This is a genomic window from Marinimicrobium sp. UBA4509 (genome assembly GCF_002388575.1).
Lineage (GTDB): Bacteria > Pseudomonadota > Gammaproteobacteria > Pseudomonadales > Cellvibrionaceae > Marinimicrobium > Marinimicrobium koreense.
This window is the reverse complement of the sequence record NZ_DGMV01000087.1, coordinates 32,573-52,294: the sequence shown is the minus strand read 5'-3', so window position 1 is coordinate 52,294 and position 19,722 is coordinate 32,573. Positions and strand designations below refer to the sequence as shown.

At 60.5% G+C, this 19,722-nt stretch carries 15 protein-coding genes, 1 other RNA gene and 1 pseudogene; 16 read left to right on the top strand and 1 reads right to left on the bottom strand.

From position 1 onward, the window contains the following. Positions 1-64 precede the first annotated feature (64 nt). The gene (locus tag B3520_RS16585; RefSeq protein WP_286876453.1) at positions 65-2,500 is read right to left on the bottom strand and encodes a TonB-dependent receptor; all 2,436 of its coding nucleotides are present in this window, start codon (positions 2,498-2,500) and stop codon (positions 65-67) included. A gap of 150 nt (positions 2,501-2,650) precedes the next feature. On the opposite strand from B3520_RS16585, the gene rnpB reads away from it, so the two are divergent. The 16 genes and pseudogenes from rnpB to ftsZ all read left to right on the top strand — a co-directional run. Next, an RNA gene (gene rnpB, locus B3520_RS16580) (RNase P RNA component class A) lies at positions 2,651-3,002 on the top strand. A 342-nt stretch (positions 3,003-3,344) separates the two neighbouring features. Beyond that, complete coding sequence (gene mraZ / locus B3520_RS16575; RefSeq protein ID WP_286805405.1) at positions 3,345-3,785, top strand: division/cell wall cluster transcriptional repressor MraZ; 441 nt, start codon at positions 3,345-3,347, stop codon at positions 3,783-3,785. 67 nt (positions 3,786-3,852) lie between these two features. Next, complete coding sequence (gene rsmH / locus B3520_RS16570) at positions 3,853-4,782, top strand: 16S rRNA (cytosine(1402)-N(4))-methyltransferase RsmH (RefSeq protein ID WP_286805407.1); 930 nt, start codon at positions 3,853-3,855, stop codon at positions 4,780-4,782. Between the two features lie 28 nt (positions 4,783-4,810). After that, positions 4,811-5,116 carry a cell division protein FtsL gene (ftsL, locus tag B3520_RS16565; protein ID WP_286805408.1) on the top strand — a complete coding sequence of 102 codons (306 nt, stop codon included), beginning with the start codon at positions 4,811-4,813 and terminating at the stop codon, positions 5,114-5,116. Then, a complete protein-coding gene (locus B3520_RS16560) occupies positions 5,109-6,848 on the top strand; it encodes a peptidoglycan D,D-transpeptidase FtsI family protein (RefSeq protein ID WP_286876452.1) in 1,740 nt (579 codons plus the stop codon). Before ftsL ends, B3520_RS16560 begins: the two co-directional genes overlap by 8 nt. Continuing rightward, positions 6,845-8,386, top strand: a complete 1,542-nt coding sequence (locus B3520_RS16555) for a UDP-N-acetylmuramoyl-L-alanyl-D-glutamate--2,6-diaminopimelate ligase (protein WP_286805411.1) — start codon at positions 6,845-6,847, stop codon at positions 8,384-8,386. Before B3520_RS16560 ends, B3520_RS16555 begins: the two co-directional genes overlap by 4 nt. Further along, positions 8,383-9,747, top strand: a complete 1,365-nt coding sequence (locus B3520_RS16550) for a UDP-N-acetylmuramoyl-tripeptide--D-alanyl-D-alanine ligase (protein ID WP_286805413.1) — start codon at positions 8,383-8,385, stop codon at positions 9,745-9,747. The genes B3520_RS16555 and B3520_RS16550 overlap by 4 nt, the downstream gene beginning before the upstream one ends. Further along, positions 9,747-10,829, top strand: coding sequence for a phospho-N-acetylmuramoyl-pentapeptide-transferase (mraY, locus tag B3520_RS16545; RefSeq protein WP_024460828.1), 1,083 nt, complete (start codon positions 9,747-9,749; stop codon positions 10,827-10,829). Before B3520_RS16550 ends, mraY begins: the two co-directional genes overlap by 1 nt. Positions 10,830-10,845: 16 nt before the next feature. Continuing rightward, a complete protein-coding gene (gene murD, locus B3520_RS16540; protein WP_286805416.1) occupies positions 10,846-12,189 on the top strand; it encodes a UDP-N-acetylmuramoyl-L-alanine--D-glutamate ligase in 1,344 nt (447 codons plus the stop codon). Beyond that, positions 12,186-13,403 carry a putative lipid II flippase FtsW gene (gene ftsW / locus B3520_RS16535; protein ID WP_286805417.1) on the top strand — a complete coding sequence of 406 codons (1,218 nt, stop codon included), beginning with the start codon at positions 12,186-12,188 and terminating at the stop codon, positions 13,401-13,403. The genes murD and ftsW overlap by 4 nt, the downstream gene beginning before the upstream one ends. After that, positions 13,400-14,497 carry an undecaprenyldiphospho-muramoylpentapeptide beta-N-acetylglucosaminyltransferase gene (gene murG / locus B3520_RS16530; RefSeq protein WP_339619769.1) on the top strand — a complete coding sequence of 366 codons (1,098 nt, stop codon included), beginning with the start codon at positions 13,400-13,402 and terminating at the stop codon, positions 14,495-14,497. Before ftsW ends, murG begins: the two co-directional genes overlap by 4 nt. Positions 14,498-14,525: 28 nt before the next feature. Further along, the gene (gene murC / locus B3520_RS16525) at positions 14,526-15,914 is read left to right on the top strand and encodes a UDP-N-acetylmuramate--L-alanine ligase (RefSeq protein WP_286876466.1); all 1,389 of its coding nucleotides are present in this window, start codon (positions 14,526-14,528) and stop codon (positions 15,912-15,914) included. A 45-nt stretch (positions 15,915-15,959) separates the two neighbouring features. After that, entirely contained in the window at positions 15,960-16,892 is a 933-nt protein-coding gene (locus B3520_RS16520) for a D-alanine--D-alanine ligase (RefSeq protein WP_286805460.1), read from the top strand. Then, entirely contained in the window at positions 16,889-17,707 is an 819-nt protein-coding gene (locus B3520_RS16515) for a cell division protein FtsQ/DivIB (RefSeq protein ID WP_286805420.1), read from the top strand. The genes B3520_RS16520 and B3520_RS16515 overlap by 4 nt, the downstream gene beginning before the upstream one ends. A 34-nt stretch (positions 17,708-17,741) precedes the next feature. Continuing rightward, positions 17,742-18,977 (top strand): cell division protein FtsA, encoded by a 1,236-nt coding sequence (ftsA, locus tag B3520_RS16510; protein WP_024460821.1) that lies wholly within the window; start codon positions 17,742-17,744, stop codon positions 18,975-18,977. Between the two features lie 65 nt (positions 18,978-19,042). Beyond that, positions 19,043-19,722, top strand: a pseudogene (ftsZ, locus tag B3520_RS16505) (cell division protein FtsZ); the annotation flags it as partial.

The following is a 19,722-nucleotide window of genomic DNA, read 5'->3' as shown; positions in this document are numbered from 1 at the left end:
CCGAAGGCCGCATCCGCCGTAACGAACCCACGCGCATCCGCCGTAACCCAGCTTGCTTAAAGCATCAAAACCGCAAAGTCCCCTGCAGCGCAACACTCCGCGGCCGTTCATAGAAAGCGTAATAACCGCTGCCGGTCCCAATGCCGTTTTCATTTTCAGTTAGCACCGTTGCTACCGGTAAACCGTTGGCGTAGCTGACAATGGCCTCATCGGTCAGGTTCTTGCCAATCAGCGCCACTTCCCAGCGGTCGTCCTGGCCGCTCAGCGCCACCCGGGCGTTCACTTTCACGTAGCTGCCCTGAACCATGCGCGGGTCCAGGGTGGGTGTTGCCAAGTACTCGTCGCTGTAAATCAGGTCCAGGGTGCTGCTCAGGGTCAGTCCACGGCTCAGCGCCAGGGTGTGATTGGCGCTGATGTTGCCCTGAAATTCGGGGGTGAATTCCCGGGTTTCGCCGCTGGCGTCGCACTGGGTCTGTCCCGGCGCCTGGCCAAAGTAGCACTGGGCGGTGGGGAAATCGTCGTACTCGAAGTCCAGCCAGGCCAGACCACCGGAGATCATCAGTTCGTTGGTGGCCATCCAGCGTCCGTCCAGCTCCAGCCCCTGAATGGCGGCCTCGGCGGCATTGGTGACGTTAAAGCTGAAGGCGCCGTCAAACTGGCTGGTCTGCAGGTCCTGGAAGTCAGTGTAGAACAGGGCCGCGTTCAGCTCGGCCCGGCCGTCGGCGAGGTTGAACTTGCCCCCGAGCTCATAGTTCTTGACCTCTTCATCCTCAAATTCAAAGACCCCCGTGATGCTAGGGCTCAAACCTTGAGCCTGGAGCTTGACGTTAATGGCGTTGTTTAGGTTCGGGTCAGGATGTGCGTTTGATCGAACATCGAATCCGCCGGATTTAAAGCCAGTAGTGTAGCTGGCGTAAATCGTATCTGAGCCATTAAGGTCATGTTGCAACGTGAGTGACGGTGTAAAGTTAGACTCGGACCGGGACTCTGACAAAGTATCGTAAGGCTCTATGTTGAACAGCCCAAACAGCCCGTTTAGCTCGTCCATTGGAGAGCCAATCGGTACCTCCTCCGGAAGGCCGCTCTGTTCATCCAGTGCCGTATGGTATTGTCTTCGGCTTGCGGACTTGTCTTCGTGGGAGTATCGGCCACCAAAGATCAATCTGGTTGCATTCGTAAGTTCATACGTGCCTTGAAAAAATGCGGCAGCAATATCGCTGTCCTGCACAAAAGTTCTTTGGCTTGCTGCACCACTCAGTGCAAAGGGATTCCATGGAGGCGCTGGCTCTGAGCCGGCGAAACTTGCTGCGAGAGCCGTCGGTAGCAGGCTTGTCGTTGGTACGCCGATCTCATCGTCGAATTCCAAATCGCTGCTTTGATAGAACAGGCCACCTAAATAGCTGAAGGGGCCGGATTCCGGTGATGCAATGCGGATTTCCTGGCTGACCTGGCTGTAATCCTCTTTCGACAGAATGTTGAACATCGGGACGCCGACGAAGTCGCAATCGCACAGTTCTTCATAGTCGTAGGTGGTATAACCGGTCACGGCGGTCAGGCTGTGCTCGCCCAGCTCGGTCTCCACCTCCAGCATGGCATTGCGGGTGTTGTTGTAACTGAAATCGCCGTTGGACTGACGGTTGAAGTCCTGGGTGGTATCCAGGGTGTAGGCGCCGCCGGTCAGTTGGCTCAGAACGGCCGAGTAGGGCACTGCGCCCTCTACATTCAGCTCCACCGGGTTGACCACCTCGAGGTTGCGCCCCTCCTGATCGAACGAGCCATCCTCAAGTTTCAGGGTAATATCCCACTGGCTGTTGGGTTGCCAGAGCAGGGTGCCGCGCACCACCTGATCTTCTTCCCGGGTTTCATCCTGACCGGTGGTGGTGTTGTGGAAGTGACCATCGATGCTGCGATCCAGAACGGCCAATCGGCCACTGAGCTGATCGGTCAGTGGACCGGAAACGACCGCGCGCAGGTCCTGCTCGCTGTGTTCGGGCTCGTACAGGCCGGTCACTTTGGCGAAGAACTCATCGGTGGGGCGGGCCGTCGTGATACTGATGGCGCCCGCCGTACTGTTCTTGCCGAACAGGATGCTCTGTGGGCCGCGCAGAACTTCGACCCGCTCTATGTCCAGAAATGGCGCCCGGCTGAGCTGGGCGCGGCCAAAGTGGACCCCGTCCACAAATTGGGCGGCGGACTGCTCGAAGCCCTGGTTGACACCGGAGCTGATGCCCCGGATTGAAATGGTGGTGCCGATGCCGGTCTGGGTCATGTTCAGACTGGGTATGTAATCGGCCATGCGCTCGATGCCGGTGATGCCGGTATCGTCGATTTTCTCGCCCGCCATGGCGTTGACCGAAATGGGGACATCCAGAAGGTTCTGCTCGCGCTTTTGCGCGGTGACCAGAATTTCCTCCAGGGCCGGTGTGCTCTGGGCCTGGGCCGTGACGCTGAAGCTGGCCGCGATGGCCAGTGAAAGTGCGGTAAGTTTATAAGTGTTCACAGACGTCTCCTGTCCTTTTTTATGGTTGAGCTTATTTTAGATCATAACGGGATTAAAAACGAAATCGTCAGTAAATAATCTGGGGTGTGGTGCTTTGTGTTGAAAATGTGCGCTTGCGCACGTTCGCCAAGGTCGCTACTCTATGTCTTCGGAGTCGGCTCGGCAGTCGCTTCGGTGCTTGCACCGGGGAGGAAAGTCCGGGCTCCACAGGGCAGAGCGCCAGGTAACGCCTGGGGGGCGAGAGCCCACGGAAAGTGCAGCAGAAAGTAAACCGCCTAAGCGACCTCGGTCGCCGGTAAGGGTGAAATGGTGCGGTAAGAGCGCACCGCGCGACTGGCAACAGTTCGTGGCGATGGTAAACCCCGCTCGGAGCAAGACCAAATAGGAACCCGATGGTGCGGCCCGTACCGGGTTCGGGTAGGTCGCTCGAGGTGCGTGGCGACACGCATCCCAGATGAATGACTGTCCTCGACAGAACCCGGCTTACAGGCCGACTCCGACTTATTCTGTTTTAGAGCGCTTCCTTCTATCCCCCGTCTTTTTTAATCCTAAAAATTCACAAACTTAATGTAACACTTTAAGTTTGTTCTCTATTGCGCTGATAGTTATAGCTTATTCCCTTTTGGTGGTTTCTGGCGCATCTCTCATTCCTGTCTATACCTACAGTTTTCTCTGCAGATCCCGTGCGGTTCGCCGCATTTTCCTTCTCTATTGCTTGACTTTGCTTTGCCCGGATTTATAGTGTGCCATAAGTGGTAGAAAGTGGTTATTAGTGGTTTTTTGTGGAAATCCGGGTCGCGAAGTGGTGAAAAGTGCCCTCGCCCCATCAAATGACAGGTGAATCGTGCTCACAGGCAGTCACTCCATCAATATGGACGCGAAGGGTCGCATGGCGATCCCGACTCGCATTCGCGAGTCCTTTGTCGCGTCCTGCGAGGGCCGCCTGGTGCTGACCGCTCACACCCAGCAGCGCTGCCTGCTGGTGTACTCCGAGCCGGACTGGCTGGAGCGACTGCCGAAAATTCAGGCGCTGTCGGATAACGACCCGGCGGCGGGCCGGATCAAGCGCCTCTGGATTGGTTATGCGACCCCGATGGAAATGGATGGCAACGGACGAATTCTGGTGCCCCCCACCTTGCGCAGCTTCGCCAGACTGGACAAGAAGCTGATGTTGGTGGGATTGGGCGACAAGATGGAGCTGTGGAACGAAGACAGCTGGCAGGAGCTGATTGAGCAGCCGCTCGATACCGAGCTGTCCCCAGAGCTGCAATCGCTGACACTGTAACCGGATTTCAAGCGGCTCGGCCCGAGCCGAAGTGGCACAACAAACGCGGCATAACAAAAGGTAGCCCATGAGCGATTCGCCCCACCAGACGGTACTGTTGAATGAAGCGGTTGACGCCCTGGTTCAGGATGTCGACGGCTTTTATGTCGACGGCACCTTTGGTCGGGGTGGACACAGTGCCCGGATTCTGGAGCGGCTGTCGGAAAAGGGACGGCTGCTGGGCATTGATAAGGATGCCGATGCCATCGCGGTGGCACATGAGCGGTTTGCCGGGGATGCCCGCTTCGAGATCGCTCAAGGCTCCTTTGCGGCGCTAGCGGAACTGGTGGGTGCGAGAGGCATGACCGGCAAGGTCCAGGGGTTGTTGCTGGATCTGGGTGTGTCGTCGCCGCAGTTGGATGAAGCCGAACGTGGTTTCAGCTTTTTGAACGACGGTCCTCTGGATATGCGGATGGACCGAAGCTCCGGACAAAGCGCGGCCGAGTGGCTTGCCGAGGCCCCGGAGGCCGAAATTGCCCGGGTTCTGAAAGAGTATGGCGAAGAGCGCTTCGGCAAGCGCATGGCGCGAGCGCTGGTCGCTGCCCGGGCGGAACAACCGATCACCCGGACGTCGCAGCTGGCAGAAATCGTCAAGGCGGCCAATCCGGCCTGGGAGAAGGGCAAGCACCCGGCGACCCGGGCGTTTCAGGGGATCCGGATTCACGTCAACAATGAGTTGTCGGATCTCGAGGCCATTCTTGCCCAGGCCTTGACGGTATTGGCGCCGGGCGGACGGCTGGTGGTGATCAGCTTCCACTCGCTGGAAGACCGCCTGGTGAAGCGCTTTATCCGCCGGCAGGAAAAAGGACAGCCGCTACCGGCCGGACTGCCGGTACGCGATGAGCAGCTCGATCGCACCCTCAAGAGTGTGGGCAAGGCGGTTCGGGCCAGTGATATTGAAGTGGGCGCAAACGTGCGTTCACGCAGCGCCATTATGCGCGTTGCAGAAAAGCTCTGACTGATCAGATGACGAGGCGATTTTGACCATGACCCCCAACACATCCAATGCACTGCACTCCCGCCGGGGTATTACCCTGGCGGTGGCCGTGTTGTGGGTGTTGGTGGTGTTGTCGGCGCTGGCGGTCATCGCCTCTACCCATCAGACCCGTCAACGGGTTGACCGTCTGGAGACCCTGCGCCGGGAGGCGGCCGAGCTCCAGGTTGTGTGGGGACAATATATGTTGGAGCAGAGCACCTGGGCCGCCTATGGCCGGGTGGAGCAAATGGCCCGCGATGAGTTGGCCATGCGTCTGCCGGATGACGAAGACATCGTGATGGTGATTCATGAGTAGGGCGCAGACGCTGACAATCGCCCGCTGGCGAGTCTGGCTGGTAGCCCTGGCCGTGCTGGTACTCGGCTCGGCGCTGTTGTGGCGCCTGGCCAGTCTGCAGGTGTTGCCCGATACCGCCCAGGGTTATGAGTTTCTCCAGGGCCAGGGGCAGGCCCGGACCCTGCGCACCGAATCCATCAGTGCCTATCGGGGGGTGATTACCGATCGCAACGGCGAGCCATTGGCCGTCAGCACACCGGTCGAAACCCTCTGGGCAGACCCGACACTCCTGTTGCAGTCGCCCGAGCGCTGGAACGAGTTGGCGCGGGCGCTGGAACTGTCGGAAGCCGAGCTGGAAGCTCGGCTCTCTCGTTATAGCGGCAAGGAGTTTATGTATCTGCGCCGGCATCTGCCCCCCCAGGCCGCTGAAGCGGTTCTGGCGCTGGAGATTCCCGGCGTTTACAGCCAGCGCGAGTACCGCCGCTATTACCCGGCCGGGGAAGTGGCGGCCCATCTGGTGGGCTTTACCGACATCGACGATCGGGGCCAGGAGGGCATGGAGCTGGCTTACGACGCCTGGCTGTCGGGCGAGAGTGGCGCCAAGCAGGTGCTCAAGGATTTGCGGGGTCGTACCGTCAAAGAGCTTCAACTGGTGAAGTCTGCCCGGCCCGGTCGCAACCTGGCGCTCAGCATTGACTTGCGCCTTCAGTATCTGGCGCACCGGGAATTGAAAGCCGCGGTTTTGAAAAACAACGCCAAGGGCGGCTCGCTGGTGATCATGGACGTGCAGACCGGGGAGGTTCTGGCCATGACCAACCAGCCGGCCTACAACCCGAACGATCGCTCCGGCCTGCGCTCCGAGGCGCTGCGCAACCGGGCGCTCACCGATCTGTTTGAGCCTGGCTCCACCATGAAGCCGCTGGCGGTCATGGCGGCACTGGAAACCGGTCGTTTCAGCCCCAGTTCGCTGATCAACACCGCCCCCGGGTATGTTCAGGTGGGGCGCAAAACACTGCTGGACCCGGTGAACTACGGCACCCTGGATCTGAGTGGCGTGATTGCAAAATCCAGCCAGGTGGGGATGACCAAACTGGCGCTGGAGCTTGAGCCCTCAACGGTGCGCAACATGTATCAGCGCCTCGGTCTGGGGCAGGGCGTCGGTACCGGCTTCCCGGGCGAGTCCGTGGGCACCTTGCCCACCTACGAGCGCTGGCGCCCCATTCAGCGGGCAACCTACGCCTTTGGTTACGGTCTGAATCTCACCGCCATGCAGTTGGTAAACGCTTACAGCACGGTTGCCAGTGGCGGGGTCAAACGCACGCCTTCGCTGCTGAGGGTAGACGACGTGGTCGAGGGCGAGCGAGTGGTGGATGAAGAGCTGGCCCGGCAGGTCACGGCCATGCTGCGTCGGGCGGTCAGTACCGAGGGTACGGCCCGCAGGGCTGAAATTCCGGCTTATCCGGTGGCGGGCAAAACCGGCACCGTGCATAAAGTGGGTGAGGGTGGTTATGTTGAGAACCGATACATCGCCTCGTTTGTCGGTATGGCACCGGCAGACAATCCGCGCATTGTCGCGGCGGTAATCATCGATGAGCCCTCGGATGAGCGTTATTTTGGTGGCCAAGTGGCCGCTCCGGTGTTTTCCAGAGTAGCCGAAGGCGCACTGCGTCTTTTGCAGGTGCCGCCCAGAGTGGACGGGGCGAAAGGCATCATGGTTCAGGATGACAAAAAGCGCGGAGAGCCCTGGTCATGACCCGTCGCTACGCCATTAACCTCGCGGACCTGGCACCGGCGCTGAAGCTCGATCCGGCGTCGCTGCCCGACATTCAGGGGCTGACCCTGGACAGCCGCCAGGTTCAGCCCGGTGATGCGTTTGTCGCCCTCAAGGGCGCGGTGCATGATGGGCGAGCTTATATAAAGGATGCCGTCGACAGTGGCGCCGTGGCGGTGCTGGTGGATGTGGACGCACCGGCGGACCTTCAGTCTGTGCCGGTTGTTGCACTGCCCAACCTGGCGGGCCAACTGAGCGAGTTGGCAAATCGGCTGTATCAGTCCCCGAGCGAAGCGGTCAACATCTTTGGCGTGACCGGAACCAACGGCAAAACCACCTGCTCTCTGCTGATGGCCCAGCTGGCGGCCGTCCATTGGGGAACGGCAGGGGTGATCGGCACTCTGGGGTATGGACTGTTGAAAGCCGATGAGCCTGCCGCCAAGCAGATTGCCGGCCTGGAACACACAGGCTTGACCACACCGGACGCGCTGAGTGTGCAGAAAACGCTGCGCTCGCTGGTGGATCAGGGCGCGCAGACGGTGGCCATGGAAGTTTCCTCCCACAGTCTGGTTCAGGGGCGCGTGGCCGCTGTGACGATGACGGCCGCTCTGTTCACCAACCTGAGCCATGACCACCTGGATTTCCACGGAGATCTGATCCGCTATGGCGCCGCCAAGGCACGCTTGCTGGAGCAACCCGGCCTGCAGGTGGCGGTCATCAATCGGGATGATGCCTGGGCCGCGAGCCTCGCCAATCAGGTGCCGGAAGGAGTTCAGGTGGTGAGTTATGCCCTGGATGACCCTCAAGCCGATGTCTACGTCACCGATCGGGTCGAACAGCGCGCGGGCATCAGTGCCCTGATCAACACCCCCTGGGGACAGGGCGAGCTCCACAGCCCACTGTTGGGTGAGTTCAATCTCAGCAACCTGCTGGGCGTGATCGCAACGCTCTGCGCCGCCGGCATGACACTGGAGGACATCTTGGCGGCCGTTCCCGGTCTGGTGCCGGCGCCCGGGCGCATGGAGCCGGTGGTCCTGGATGAACAGCGACAGGATGTGCAGGTGGTGGTGGATTACGCCCACACCCCGGACGCACTGGAGAATACCCTCAAAGCGTTGAGCCACCACAATACGGGTCGGCTATGGTGTGTGTTCGGTTGCGGTGGAGACCGGGACCGCGCCAAGCGTCCGAAGATGGGGCGGCTTGCCGAGCGGTACAGCGATTACGTGGTAGTGACCAACGACAACCCCCGCTCAGAGGATCCCGCCCAGATCGCGGCGGACATTCTGCGGGGCATGGACAATGACCATCAGTGCCTGGTGATTGCCGATCGCGCTCAGGCTATCGACCTGGCCATTCAGCAGGCCCGCGCCGGCGATACGGTATTGGTCGCGGGTAAGGGCCATGAGGATTATCAGATTTTTGCCCGGGAAACCCTGGCGTTCAGTGATTGCCAGCAGGTGCGCCAATCGTTGCAGCGTCGGCTGGCTAAGTTGACCCCCGGGGAGGTGACACCATGATCGGTACGATCGCTTTGTCAGAGCTGAACCGTCGTTTTGGGGGTGAGTTGACCCAGGGAGATGCCGAGTTCCGTCGGTTGAGCACCGACACCCGAACCGTGCAGGCCGGGGATCTGTTCCTGGCGCTGCGGGGCGAGCGCTTTGACGGCCATGAGTTTGTGCAGACCGCAGTCGACCGGGGCGCCTGTGGCGTGGTGGTCGACCAGCCGGTGCCGGACCTGACCGTACCTCAGTGGGTTGTGCCGGATACCCTGACGGCCCTGGGCCAGGTGGCATTGCTCAACCGTGAACGGTTTCGGGGCCCGCTGGTGGCGATCACCGGCAGCAGCGGCAAAACCACCGTCCGGACCATGCTCGCGGGCATTCTGGTGCGCGCCGGCGGTGTTCTGGCAACGCGGGGCAACCTGAATAACCACATCGGCGTGCCGTTGACGCTGTTGGAGCTGGATCAACATCACGAGTATGCGGTGATCGAGATGGGCGCGAGTGGCCCGGGCGAAATCGCGTCCTATTGCCAGTGGGCGAAGCCGGAGGTGGCGCTGATCAATAACGTCATGCCGGCGCATATCGAAGGTTTTGGTTCGGTCGAAGGTGTCGCCCGCGCCAAGGGAGAAATCTATACCGCGCTGGATGAAAACGGCATTGCCGTGATCAACCGCGACGACGCCTTTGCCTCTTACTGGTTGTCCAGTCTGGGCGGTCGCCGGGTGATCAGTGTGTCACTGGATCAGCAGGAGGCGGATTGCCACGCTCGCGATATCGAATATCGCCCCGATAGCGTGTTGTTCACCCTGGTCACCCGCAACGATGAGGCGCGGGTGCAACTGGCGGTACCGGGTGAGCACAGCGTCAGAAACGCGCTGGCCGCAGCCGGTTGTGCGTTGGCGTTGGGCCTGAGCGCTCAGGCCATTGCCCGTGGGTTGGAGAGTTTTGAACCGGTGGCGGGGCGTATGTCCGCCCGGCGAGGTTGGGCCGACGCGCTGATCATTGACGACAGTTACAACGCCAACCCCGGCTCGGTCCGGGCGGCGATCGAAGTGCTCGCCGCACACCAGGGCAAACGTATACTGGTGCTGGGCGATATGGGCGAGCTCGGAGAACACAGTGCCGAGCTGCATCGTGAGGTGGGTGAGCGGGCGCGCGAACGCGGCCTGGATCGGCTGGTGACGCTGGGGCCCCTGAGCGCCCAGGCCGCTGAGGCCTTTGGTGAGGGCGCCAGCGCCTACCGTACTCATGAGGAAGTGATTGCAGCCCTCAAGGGTGAGCTGGATGAACACACCCGCGTGTTGATTAAAGGTTCTCGCAGCGCCGGTATGGATCGGGTGGTGCGCGGTTTGAGCAAAATCGGAGACCAAGACTGATGCTACTGTGGCTCGCAGAATACTTACAAGAATACCTGCGCGGCATGGCCGTGTTTCAGTACCTGACGCTGCGTGCGATTCTCGGGGTGCTGACAGCCCTGGTGATTTCACTGTTGTTGGGGCCCTGGATGATTCGCCGGCTCAACTACCTGCAGATCGGTCAGGCTGTGCGCAGCGACGGACCGCAAACGCATTTGAGCAAGTCCGGTACACCGACAATGGGCGGCACGCTGATTCTAGCGGCTATTTTCATCAGTACCCTGCTCTGGACCGATCTCAGCAATCGCTATGTCTGGGTGGTGCTGGTGGTGACCGGCATTTTCGGCGCCGTGGGTTGGGTCGACGATTACCGCAAGGTGGTTCAGTCCAACTCCCGTGGTTTGCCCGCGCGCTGGAAGTATTTCTGGCAATCCGTGGCCGGTGTCGGCGCGGCCCTGTTTCTGTATTACACCGCCGTACTGCCTGCGGAGACCCAGCTGTTTGTACCGTTTTTCAAAAACGTGGCGCTGGATCTGGGCGTGTTTTATCTGGTGATCACCTACTTCGTGATTGTCGGTTCGAGCAACGCGGTGAACCTGACCGACGGTCTGGATGGGTTGGCGATCATGCCTTCGGTTATGGTGGGCTCGGCGCTGGGGATCATTGCCTATTTGTCCGGCCACGTGGAGTTTGCCAATTATCTGCACATCGCTCATATCCCCGGCGCCGGTGAGCTGGTGATTTTCTGCGGCGCCCTGGCAGGTGCCGGGCTGGGCTTTTTGTGGTTCAACACTTATCCGGCTCAGGTATTTATGGGCGATGTGGGCGCACTGGCACTGGGTGCCGCACTGGGGGTGATCGCCGTGATTGTCCGCCACGAGATTGTCCTGTTCATCATGGGCGGCATCTTTGTGATGGAAACGGTGTCGGTCATTCTGCAGGTGGCGTCCTACAAATTGACCGGTCGGCGGATTTTCCGGATGGCACCGCTGCATCACCATTACGAATTGAAAGGCTGGCCGGAGCCGCGCGTGATCGTGCGCTTCTGGATTATTACCGTGATGTTGGTCTCCTTCGGGCTGGCCACATTGAAACTGCGTTAACGGAGCGAGTAAAACTGTGCCTCAACTGATTGCGTCAAGCTGTGAAACCGCCATCGTGGGCGCCGGTGTGACCGGCGTCTCCGTCGCGCGTTTTCTGGCGCGTCGGGGGCAGGCGTTCACCTTGCTGGATACCCGTGCGGATCATCCCCAGCGCGAGGCGCTGGAGCAGGAGTTTGGTGCCGAGCGGGTGCAGTTCGGCCCTCTGGATGTGGCGTTGCTGAGCCGGGTGGAAGAAGTGGTGGTCAGCCCGGGGATTGCGATGAGCATCCCCGAGCTGCAACAGGCGCGCAATGCCGGCGCTCGCCTGGTGGGCGATATCGAACTGTTCGTGCGTTACGCCAAGGCGCCGCTGATCGCGATTACCGGCTCCAACGCCAAGAGCACGGTCACCACCCTGGTGGGTGAAATGGCCAAAGATGCGGGCGTGCGGGTCGCCGTGGGCGGCAACCTCGGCACCCCGGCACTGGATCTGCTCGATGACAGCGTTGAGTTGTACGTGTTGGAGCTTTCCAGCTTTCAACTGGAGGGTGTTTCCAAACTGAGCGCCAAGGTGGCCACGGTACTGAATGTCAGTGCCGATCATATGGATCGCTACCCGAACATGCCCGCCTACCATCAGGCCAAGTTGCGGGTTTATTTCGGCGCGGAACAGGTGGTGTACAACAGCCAGAGTGTGCTGACCCAGCCGCCGATGAGTGTCAATGCGATACCGGTCACCTTTGGTGGGCGCCCGGAGTTTCACCGGTTTGGCGCGGCCGAGCATGAGGGCGAGTTGTGGCTGTACTGGCAGCTCGACCCTCTGATGCCGGCGAGCGAGCTGAAAATCAAGGGACGGCACAATATCGATAACGCGTTGGCGGCGTTGGCGCTGGGTCACTCGGCGGGCTTGGCCCACGAGTCCATGCTTAACACCCTGCGTCGCTTCCCGGGCTTGGCGCACCGGTGCGAGTGGGTGGCGGAACACGCTGGCGTGACCTACTACAACGACTCCAAGGGTACCAACGTGGGCGCCGCCGTGGCGGCCATTGAAGGGCTGATGCCCCCTCAGGGAAAAGTTGTGTTGATCGCCGGCGGCGATCCCAAAGGCGCGGACTTTGCCGAGTTGCGCAAACCGGTCGAGCGCTGTGTTCGCACCCTGGTGTTGATCGGCACCGCCGCCGATGCCATGGAAGCGACGCTGGGCGACCTGGCGGACGTGATCCGCGCGGACTCCATGGAGGATGCGGTGCGCAAAGCTGCCGCCGCCGCACAGTCAGGCGATGTGGTTCTGTTGTCCCCGGCCTGCGCGAGCTTCGATATGTTCCGCAATTATCAGGACCGGGGCGAGCAGTTCCGCCAGGCAGTGGAGGGCCAGCAATGATGAATTGGCTCAAACAGCACTGGGAAGAATCCGTGGCGATTTTTCGTGGCGGCGTGGATCAATGGCTGATTCTCCTGTGGCTCGGTCTGCTCAGCATTGGCCTGGTGATGATCGCCTCTGCCTCGATCGCGTTTGCGGCGGATACCTACGGTGACCCCTGGTTCTTTACCAAGCGGCACTTTGTGTACCTGATGTTGGGGGTGGCGGTTGCCGCTCTGGTCGTGGCGGTGCCGGTGCGCTATGCCCAGCAATACGCCGGCTGGTTGATGGTGGCGACCCTGGGTTTGCTTTGCCTCGTGTTGGTTCCGGGTATTGGCCGGGAGGTGAACGGCGCCCGTCGCTGGCTGGATCTTGGGGTCATCTCAGTTCAGATTTCGGAAGTGGCCAAAGTGGCTGCGGTTGTGTTCTTTGCCAGCTTCTTCGCCCGTCGGCATCAGGAGTTGTATACCGGCTGGCAGGGCTTCGTGAAGCCGGTGCTGGTGTTGGGGCTGATGTGCTTGCTGCTGTTGTTCCAGCCGGACTTCGGTAGTGCCGTAGTGTTGGCCAGTGTGGTTCTGGCCATGATGTTTATCGCGGGGGTCAAGCTCTGGCACTTCGGATTGTTGGGGGCGGCGGCCATTGCCTGTCTGGCAGCGCTGGCGGTGTATTCGCCCTACCGGATGACCCGTCTGGTGACCTTTCTGGACCCCTGGTCGGCCCAGTTCGGCTCCGGCTATCAATTGACGCAATCCCTGATCGCCTTCGGTCGGGGCGAGTGGTTTGGCCTTGGTCTCGGGAACAGTCTCCAGAAACTGTTTTATCTGCCGGAAGCGCACACGGATTTTATTGCCGCCATCATGGCCGAGGAGTTTGGACTGATCGGTCTGGTGGTTATGCTCGGCGTATTCGCGGCGTTGATCGTGCGGATTTTTGCGATCGCTCGCGCAAGCCTGACGGCCAACCGGTTGTTTGCCGCGTTCGCCTCTTACGGCGTGGCCATATTGTTCACCTTCCAGGTATTCATCAATGTGGGGGTTGCCGCGGGCTTGTTGCCCACCAAGGGACTGACTCTGCCGTTTATCAGTTATGGCGGCAGCAGCTTGTTGATTGGCTGCGCGCTGATCGGCTTTGTGATTCGGGTGGATTGGGAGCAGCGCCAGGCGGTTCCGGTTTCGCGCGTGCGCACCCGGGTCAAGCCGGTGTCGGTGAGCTCACAGTGGCGGGAGGCAGCATGATGACTTCAGCCTCCCGTAAAAAAGCCCTGATTATGGCTGGCGGCACCGGAGGTCATGTGTTTCCGGCGTTGGCGGTGGCGCGCGAGCTGCAGGCGCAAGGCGTTCAGGTAGCCTGGTTGGGTACCGCCAAAGGTATTGAGGCCCGTCTGGTGCCGGGTGCGGGTATTGCCCTGCATTATCTGTCCGTGCAGGGCGTGCGGGGCCGCGGTATGGCCGGCCTTCTGAAGGCGCCATTTCTGATTCTGGCGGCCATCTGTCAGGCGCTGGCGGTGATCTGGCGGTTCAAGCCGGATGTGGTGGTGGGCTTTGGCGGGTTTGCCTCCGGCCCTGGTGGTATTGCGGCAAAACTGTTGTGGAAACCGTTGGTCATTCACGAACAGAATGCCATCCCGGGCACGACAAATCGTTACCTGGCGCCTTTGGCGCAATCGGTACTCACTGCCTTCCCGACTGGCCTGAAAGGAGCGCAGGAAGTCGGCAACCCAGTGCGTCGTGAGCTGGCGACCCTGGCAGCGCCCGCGGAGCGTTTCAGCGCGCGGGGCGAGCAGCCGCTGCGGCTTCTGGTGCTGGGTGGCAGCCTGGGGGCGCAGGCCATTAACGAACAGGTGCCCGAAGCGTTGGCCCGACTTGCACCTGACACCCGCCCGGTGGTGTGGCATCAAAGTGGCGCGGCCCATCAGGACGCCACCCGGTCGCACTATGATGCTGCCGGCGTGGACGCTCGGGTGGATGCGTTCATTGATGATATGGCCGAGGCCTACGCCTGGGCGGACTGGGTGATCTGTCGAGCCGGCGCACTGACAATTTCAGAGTTGATGACAGTGGGGTTGGCGGCGTTGTTGATTCCGTTCCCCTACGCCATTGACGATCATCAGACGCACAATGCGGCCGTGTTGGTTAATGCCGGCGCCGCGCTGGCGGTCTCGCAAAAAGATCTGGACGGTGAAAAGCTGGCGGCCTTGATGCGGGAAGAGTTTGCCGAGCGCAATCGCCTGCGCGCCATGGCCGAGCGTGGCCGCCAACTGGCACGACCCGAAGCGGCACGAGTGGTCGCCGAGCAATGCATTGCCCAAACCGAGGTCAATCGTGGATAAAGCCATTCAATATTACGAAGTTCCGGAGATGCGCCGCATTCGACGCATTCACTTTATCGGCATCGGCGGTGCGGGTATGAGTGGTATTGCGGAGGTGCTGATCAATCAGGGCTATGAGATTACCGGCTCCGATCTGAAAGCCTCCGGCACCACCCGTCGCCTCGAGGCGATGGGGGCAAAAGTGTTTATCGGCCACCGCGAAGAGAACGTGGTGGATGCGCACGTTGTGGTCAACTCCAGCGCGGTGAAAGCGGACAACCCGGAGATGGTCAGCGCCCGCGAGCGGCGCATACCCATCGTGCGACGCGCCGAGATGCTCGGCGAATTGATGCGCTATCGCCACGGTATTGCGGTGGCCGGCACTCACGGTAAAACCACCACTACCAGCCTGATGGCATCGGTGCTGGCGGCCGGCGGGCAACACCCGACTTTCATCATTGGCGGCCTGGTCAATAGTGCGGGCAGCAACGCTCAGTTGGGGGCCAGTCGCTACCTGGTGGCGGAAGCGGACGAAAGTGATGCGTCCTTCCTGCACCTGCAGCCCATGGTGGCGGTGGTGACCAACATCGATGCGGATCACATGGACACCTATGGGGGCGACTTCAACCAGTTGAAGCGCACCTTTATCGAATTCATTCACAACCTGCCGTTCTACGGACTGGCGGTGTTGTGCGGGGATGACCCGGTAGTGCGCGACATCATCCCATCGCTGTCGCGCCCGATATTGACCTATGGCTTTGAGGCCCACTGTGATTTTCGGGCGATCAATGTCAGCAAGGACAAGATGCAGACCCGCTTTGAAGTCGAGCGTCCGGACCACAAAGAGCCGTTGGCGATTGAGCTCAATATTCCCGGGTTGCACAACGTATTGAATGCGACGGCAGTAGTGGCGGTCGCCACCGATGAAGGCCTGAGCGATCAGGCCATTCAGGACGGGCTGAAACACTTTGCCGGTGTGGGACGTCGCTTCCAGGTGTATGGCCACTACCAGGTCGAGAACGGCGAAGCCATGTTGGTGGACGACTACGGGCATCACCCCCGCGAAGTGGCAGCGACGATTGCGGCCATTCGCGATGGTTGGCCGGATCGCCGCTTGGTGATGGTCTATCAGCCGCACCGCTACACGCGGACCCGGGATCTGTACGAAGACTTTGTGGACGTGTTGTCCTCGGTTGATGCGCTGGTGTTGTTGGAAGTGTACAGCGCTGGCGAAGACCCCATCCCGGGCGCGGATGGCCGCCACTTGAGCCGCAGCATTCGGATGCGCGGTGCGGTCGAGCCGATATTTGTCGAGTCGGTGGATGATGTGCCCGATGTGATTCGGGATATCGTCAAGCCGGGCGATATTGTGATTACTCAGGGTGCCGGTAACGTCGGCGCTCTGGCAGGTGAACTCGCCCAGCGCAAGTTGCGCTAGGCCCTTGAGGTATTGATCGAAGTGAACACAGAAGCAAACAACACAATGTCCGCTGCCTCCGCCGGGTTCAATCCGGGTCGGGTGGGCGTGTTGTACGGCGGAACCTCGGCCGAGCGGGAAATTTCCCTGCAGACCGGGGCCGCGGTGTTGGACGCATTGCGCCAGTCCGGTGTGGACGCGGTGGGGATTGATATCGGAGCGGATGCCATTGCCCAGTTACAGGCCACGCCCATGGACGTGGCGTTTATCGCCCTGCACGGCCCCGGCGGTGAAGACGGTCGCATTCAGGGGGTGCTCGAGTATATGGGCATTCCCTACACCGGCAGCGATGTGTCAGCCTCGGCATTGGCGATGGACAAGCTGCGCAGTAAACAACTGTGGGCGGGTATTGGTTTGTCCACACCCGAGTTTGCCGTGGTCAATGCGGACAGCGATTGGGATCAGATTCTGAAAAATCTCGGTGGTGACGCCATTGTGAAGCCGGCCCACGAGGGTTCCAGCATTGGTATGGCCCGGGTGCAGAGTGGTGCCGAATTGGCCCAGGCCTATCGGGATGCGGCGCATTACGACGGCAGCGTGTTGGTTGAACGCCTGATTACCGGCAGTGAATACACGGTGGCCATTCTCGACGGTGAGGCACTGCCTCCCATCAAGCTGGAAACGGACCACCGCTTTTACGATTACGACGCCAAATACTTGGCCGACGACACCCGTTACCTGTGCCCCTGCGGCCTGGATGCAGAGCGCGAGCAGGGGCTCAAGGCGCTCGCCTTGCAGGCATTCAACAGCCTCGGTTGTCGGGGCTGGGGCCGGGTGGATGTGATGGCCGACCACCTGGGTAACTTCTATTTACTGGAAGTGAACACCGTGCCGGGCATGACCAGCCACAGTCTGGTGCCGATGGCGGCACAGGCCGCCGGCTTGAGTTTCGCCGAGCTGGTGGTGCGGATTGTGCGAGCCTGCCAGACGGAGTCATGAAGTCCGGTTCGGTAAAACGGATTCCCGGGCAGGGCAGAGTGACGCCGCGCGGCGCCACCCGCAAAAGCCAACCCCGAAAGGACTGGGGGGCCATGCTCAGGGGAGGGCGCCGATGGATTGGCCCGGTGTTACTGGTGGGTGTATTGATCGGCGCGGGAGGCTGGTTGATCGAGCCGATCAGCGGATGGTTGAACCGGCCGGTCGCCGAAGTGAGTGTCGAGGGAACGTTTCGCTACCTGAGCCGTAAGCGGATCGAAACGTTACTGAGTGATCAACTGGGGGAAGGATTCTTGCAGCTGGATCTCGCGGCGATAAAGGAGGCACTGGAAGCGGAGCCCTGGGTGGCCCAGGCCGCATTGACAAGGCGTTGGCCGGATCTGCTGCACGTGAAAATTATTGAGGAGGAGCCGATTGCCCGTTGGGGTGAGATCGGGTTCCTGGATCGCGGCGGAGATATCATTGCCGTTGACGATCAATCGGCACTGGCGCATTTGCCCCTGCTGGCCGGATCGGATGCGGATGCCGTGGCGATGATGGAGCGTTACCAGGATCTGGCGCAGATGCTGCGTCATCGGGGGCTGAGTATTCAGTCGCTGAGAAGTGATCGGAAAAATGCCTGGCGCCTGACACTGAGCGATGGAGTTGCCCTGGTGATCGGACGGGATCAGGTGCTGGAGAAGATGCAGCGGTTCGCCACGGTCTATGACCGGCAGTTGAGCGAGCGCTGGGACGACATAGAGCAGGTAGATTTACGCTATCACAACGGGGTGGCGGTCGCCTGGAAAGCACAACAGGAAGAAGCAGAAACGCAATGATGGAAAACTGTGACATGCAAAAGAGGTTCGCATAATGGCCCATGTAGCTGACAGCAAGATGATTGTCGGTCTGGATATCGGTACATCCAAAGTCGTCGCTATAGTCGGTGCCATTACTCCCGAGGGCGAATTGGAAGTGGTGGGGATCGGCTCACACCGCTCCAGCGGACTCAAGAAGGGTGTGGTGGTGAATATCGAATCGACCGTGCAGTCCATTCAACGGGCGATCGAGGAGGCGGAGCTGATGGCCGGCTGCCAGATTCACTCGGTCTACGCCGGTATTGCCGGCAGCCATATCCGCAGCCTGAACTCCCACGGCATCGTGGCGATCAAGGACCGGGAAGTGTACCCCCAGGATCTGGAGCGGGTGATTGATGCCGCCCAGGCCGTGGCCATTCCGGCGGACCAGAAAATCCTGCACATTCTTCCGCAGGAATTTCTGATCGACGATCAGGAGGGTGTCAAAGAGCCGCTGGGCATGTCCGGTGTTCGTCTGGAGGCGAAGGTTCACCTGGTCACCTGTGCGGTAAATGCGGCGCAGAACATAGAGAAATGCATTCGGCGCTGTGGGCTGGAAGTGGAAGACATCATTCTCGAGCAGCTCGCCTCAAGCTTTTCGGTGCTGACCGAAGATGAAAAAGAGCTGGGTGTCTGCGTGGTGGATATCGGTGGCGGCACGACCGATATTGCGGTGTTCAAGGAGGGGGCCATTCGTCACACCGGCGTGATTCCCATCGCCGGTGATCAGGTGACCAATGACATCGCCATGGCGTTCCGTACCCCGACGCCCCACGCGGAAGAAATCAAAATCAAATACGCCTGCGCCCTGGCGAAGCTGACCGGTCCCGATGAAACCATCAAGGTGCCGAGCGTGGGCGATCGCGAGCCGCGGGATCTGTCCCGCCAGGCCTTGGCCGAAGTGGTTGAACCGCGCTACGACGAGCTGTTTACGCTGGTGCAGGCGGAGCTTCGGCGCAGTGGCTTTGAAGATCTGATTGCCGCCGGCATCGTGCTGACCGGGGGCACCGCGAAAATGGAGGGTGTGGTTGAACTGGCAGAAGAAATTTTCCACATGCCGGTGCGCCTGGGTGCGCCCCAGAACACTCGCGGTCTCAAAGATATTGTCAACAACCCCATTTATTCAACCGGCGTGGGCTTACTGCAATACGCCATCAAGCAACAGCAAGAGGGGAGGGCCATCACGCATGTCCGAGACAACGACGACTCCTGGTTCGGTCGCTTGAAAAAACTGTTTCAAAGTCATTTTTAAATTACCGTTTGCTCATTTTGTTACTTCAATAATTTTTAATTTGGTAAAGGAAAAGGGGAAATACTATGTTCGAGCTCGTAGACAACATCCCGCAAAATGCCGTGATTAAAGTCATTGGTGTCGGTGGTGGCGGTGGCAACGCCGTCAAGCACATGATCGACAGCAACATCGAGGGCGTGGAGTTCATCTGCGCCAATACCGACGCACAGGCGCTCAAGGACATCGACTCGCGCACCGTACTGCAACTGGGTCACAGCATGACCAAGGGCCTGGGTGCGGGCGCCAACCCCGAAGTGGGCCGTCAGGCCGCCATGGAAGACCGTGAGCGCATCGCCGAAGTACTGCGCGGCGCCGACATGGTGTTCATCGCTGCCGGTATGGGCGGCGGCACCGGTACCGGTGGGGCGCCGATCGTGGCCGAAGTGGCCCGCGATCTGGGCATCCTGACCGTGGCGGTGGTCACCAAGCCGTTCCCCTTCGAAGGTCGCAAGCGCATGGTCGTCGCCGACGCCGGCATCAAGGAGCTGCAGGAGCGGGTGGACTCACTGATCACCATCCCGAACGAAAAACTGCTCTCGGTGCTGGGTAAGTCCACCAGCCTGCTGGATGCGTTCAAGGCCGCCAACAACGTCCTGCTCGGCGCGGTACAGGGTATTGCCGACCTGATCATCCGTCCGGGCATGATCAACGTCGACTTCGCCGACGTGCGCACGGTGATGTCCGAAATGGGCATGGCGATGATGGG

Bases quoted from the DNA above. Each gene is read 5' to 3' on its own strand.
- rsmH (WP_286805407.1), top strand. From the start codon at position 3,853: ATGAGCGATTCGCCCCACCAGACGGTACTGTTGAATGAAGCGGTTGAC.
- ftsL (WP_286805408.1), top strand. From the start codon at position 4,811: ATGACCCCCAACACATCCAATGCACTGCACTCCCGCCGGGGTATTACC.
- B3520_RS16560 (WP_286876452.1), top strand. From the start codon at position 5,109: ATGAGTAGGGCGCAGACGCTGACAATCGCCCGCTGGCGAGTCTGGCTG.
- B3520_RS16555 (WP_286805411.1), top strand. From the start codon at position 6,845: ATGACCCGTCGCTACGCCATTAACCTCGCGGACCTGGCACCGGCGCTG.
- B3520_RS16550 (WP_286805413.1), top strand. From the start codon at position 8,383: ATGATCGGTACGATCGCTTTGTCAGAGCTGAACCGTCGTTTTGGGGGT.
- mraY (WP_024460828.1), top strand. From the start codon at position 9,747: ATGCTACTGTGGCTCGCAGAATACTTACAAGAATACCTGCGCGGCATG.
- ftsW (WP_286805417.1), top strand. From the start codon at position 12,186: ATGATGAATTGGCTCAAACAGCACTGGGAAGAATCCGTGGCGATTTTT.
- murG (WP_339619769.1), top strand. From the start codon at position 13,400: ATGATGACTTCAGCCTCCCGTAAAAAAGCCCTGATTATGGCTGGCGGC.
- murC (WP_286876466.1), top strand. From the start codon at position 14,526: ATGCGCCGCATTCGACGCATTCACTTTATCGGCATCGGCGGTGCGGGT.
- B3520_RS16520 (WP_286805460.1), top strand. From the start codon at position 15,960: ATGTCCGCTGCCTCCGCCGGGTTCAATCCGGGTCGGGTGGGCGTGTTG.
- B3520_RS16515 (WP_286805420.1), top strand. From the start codon at position 16,889: ATGAAGTCCGGTTCGGTAAAACGGATTCCCGGGCAGGGCAGAGTGACG.
- ftsA (WP_024460821.1), top strand. From the start codon at position 17,742: ATGGCCCATGTAGCTGACAGCAAGATGATTGTCGGTCTGGATATCGGT.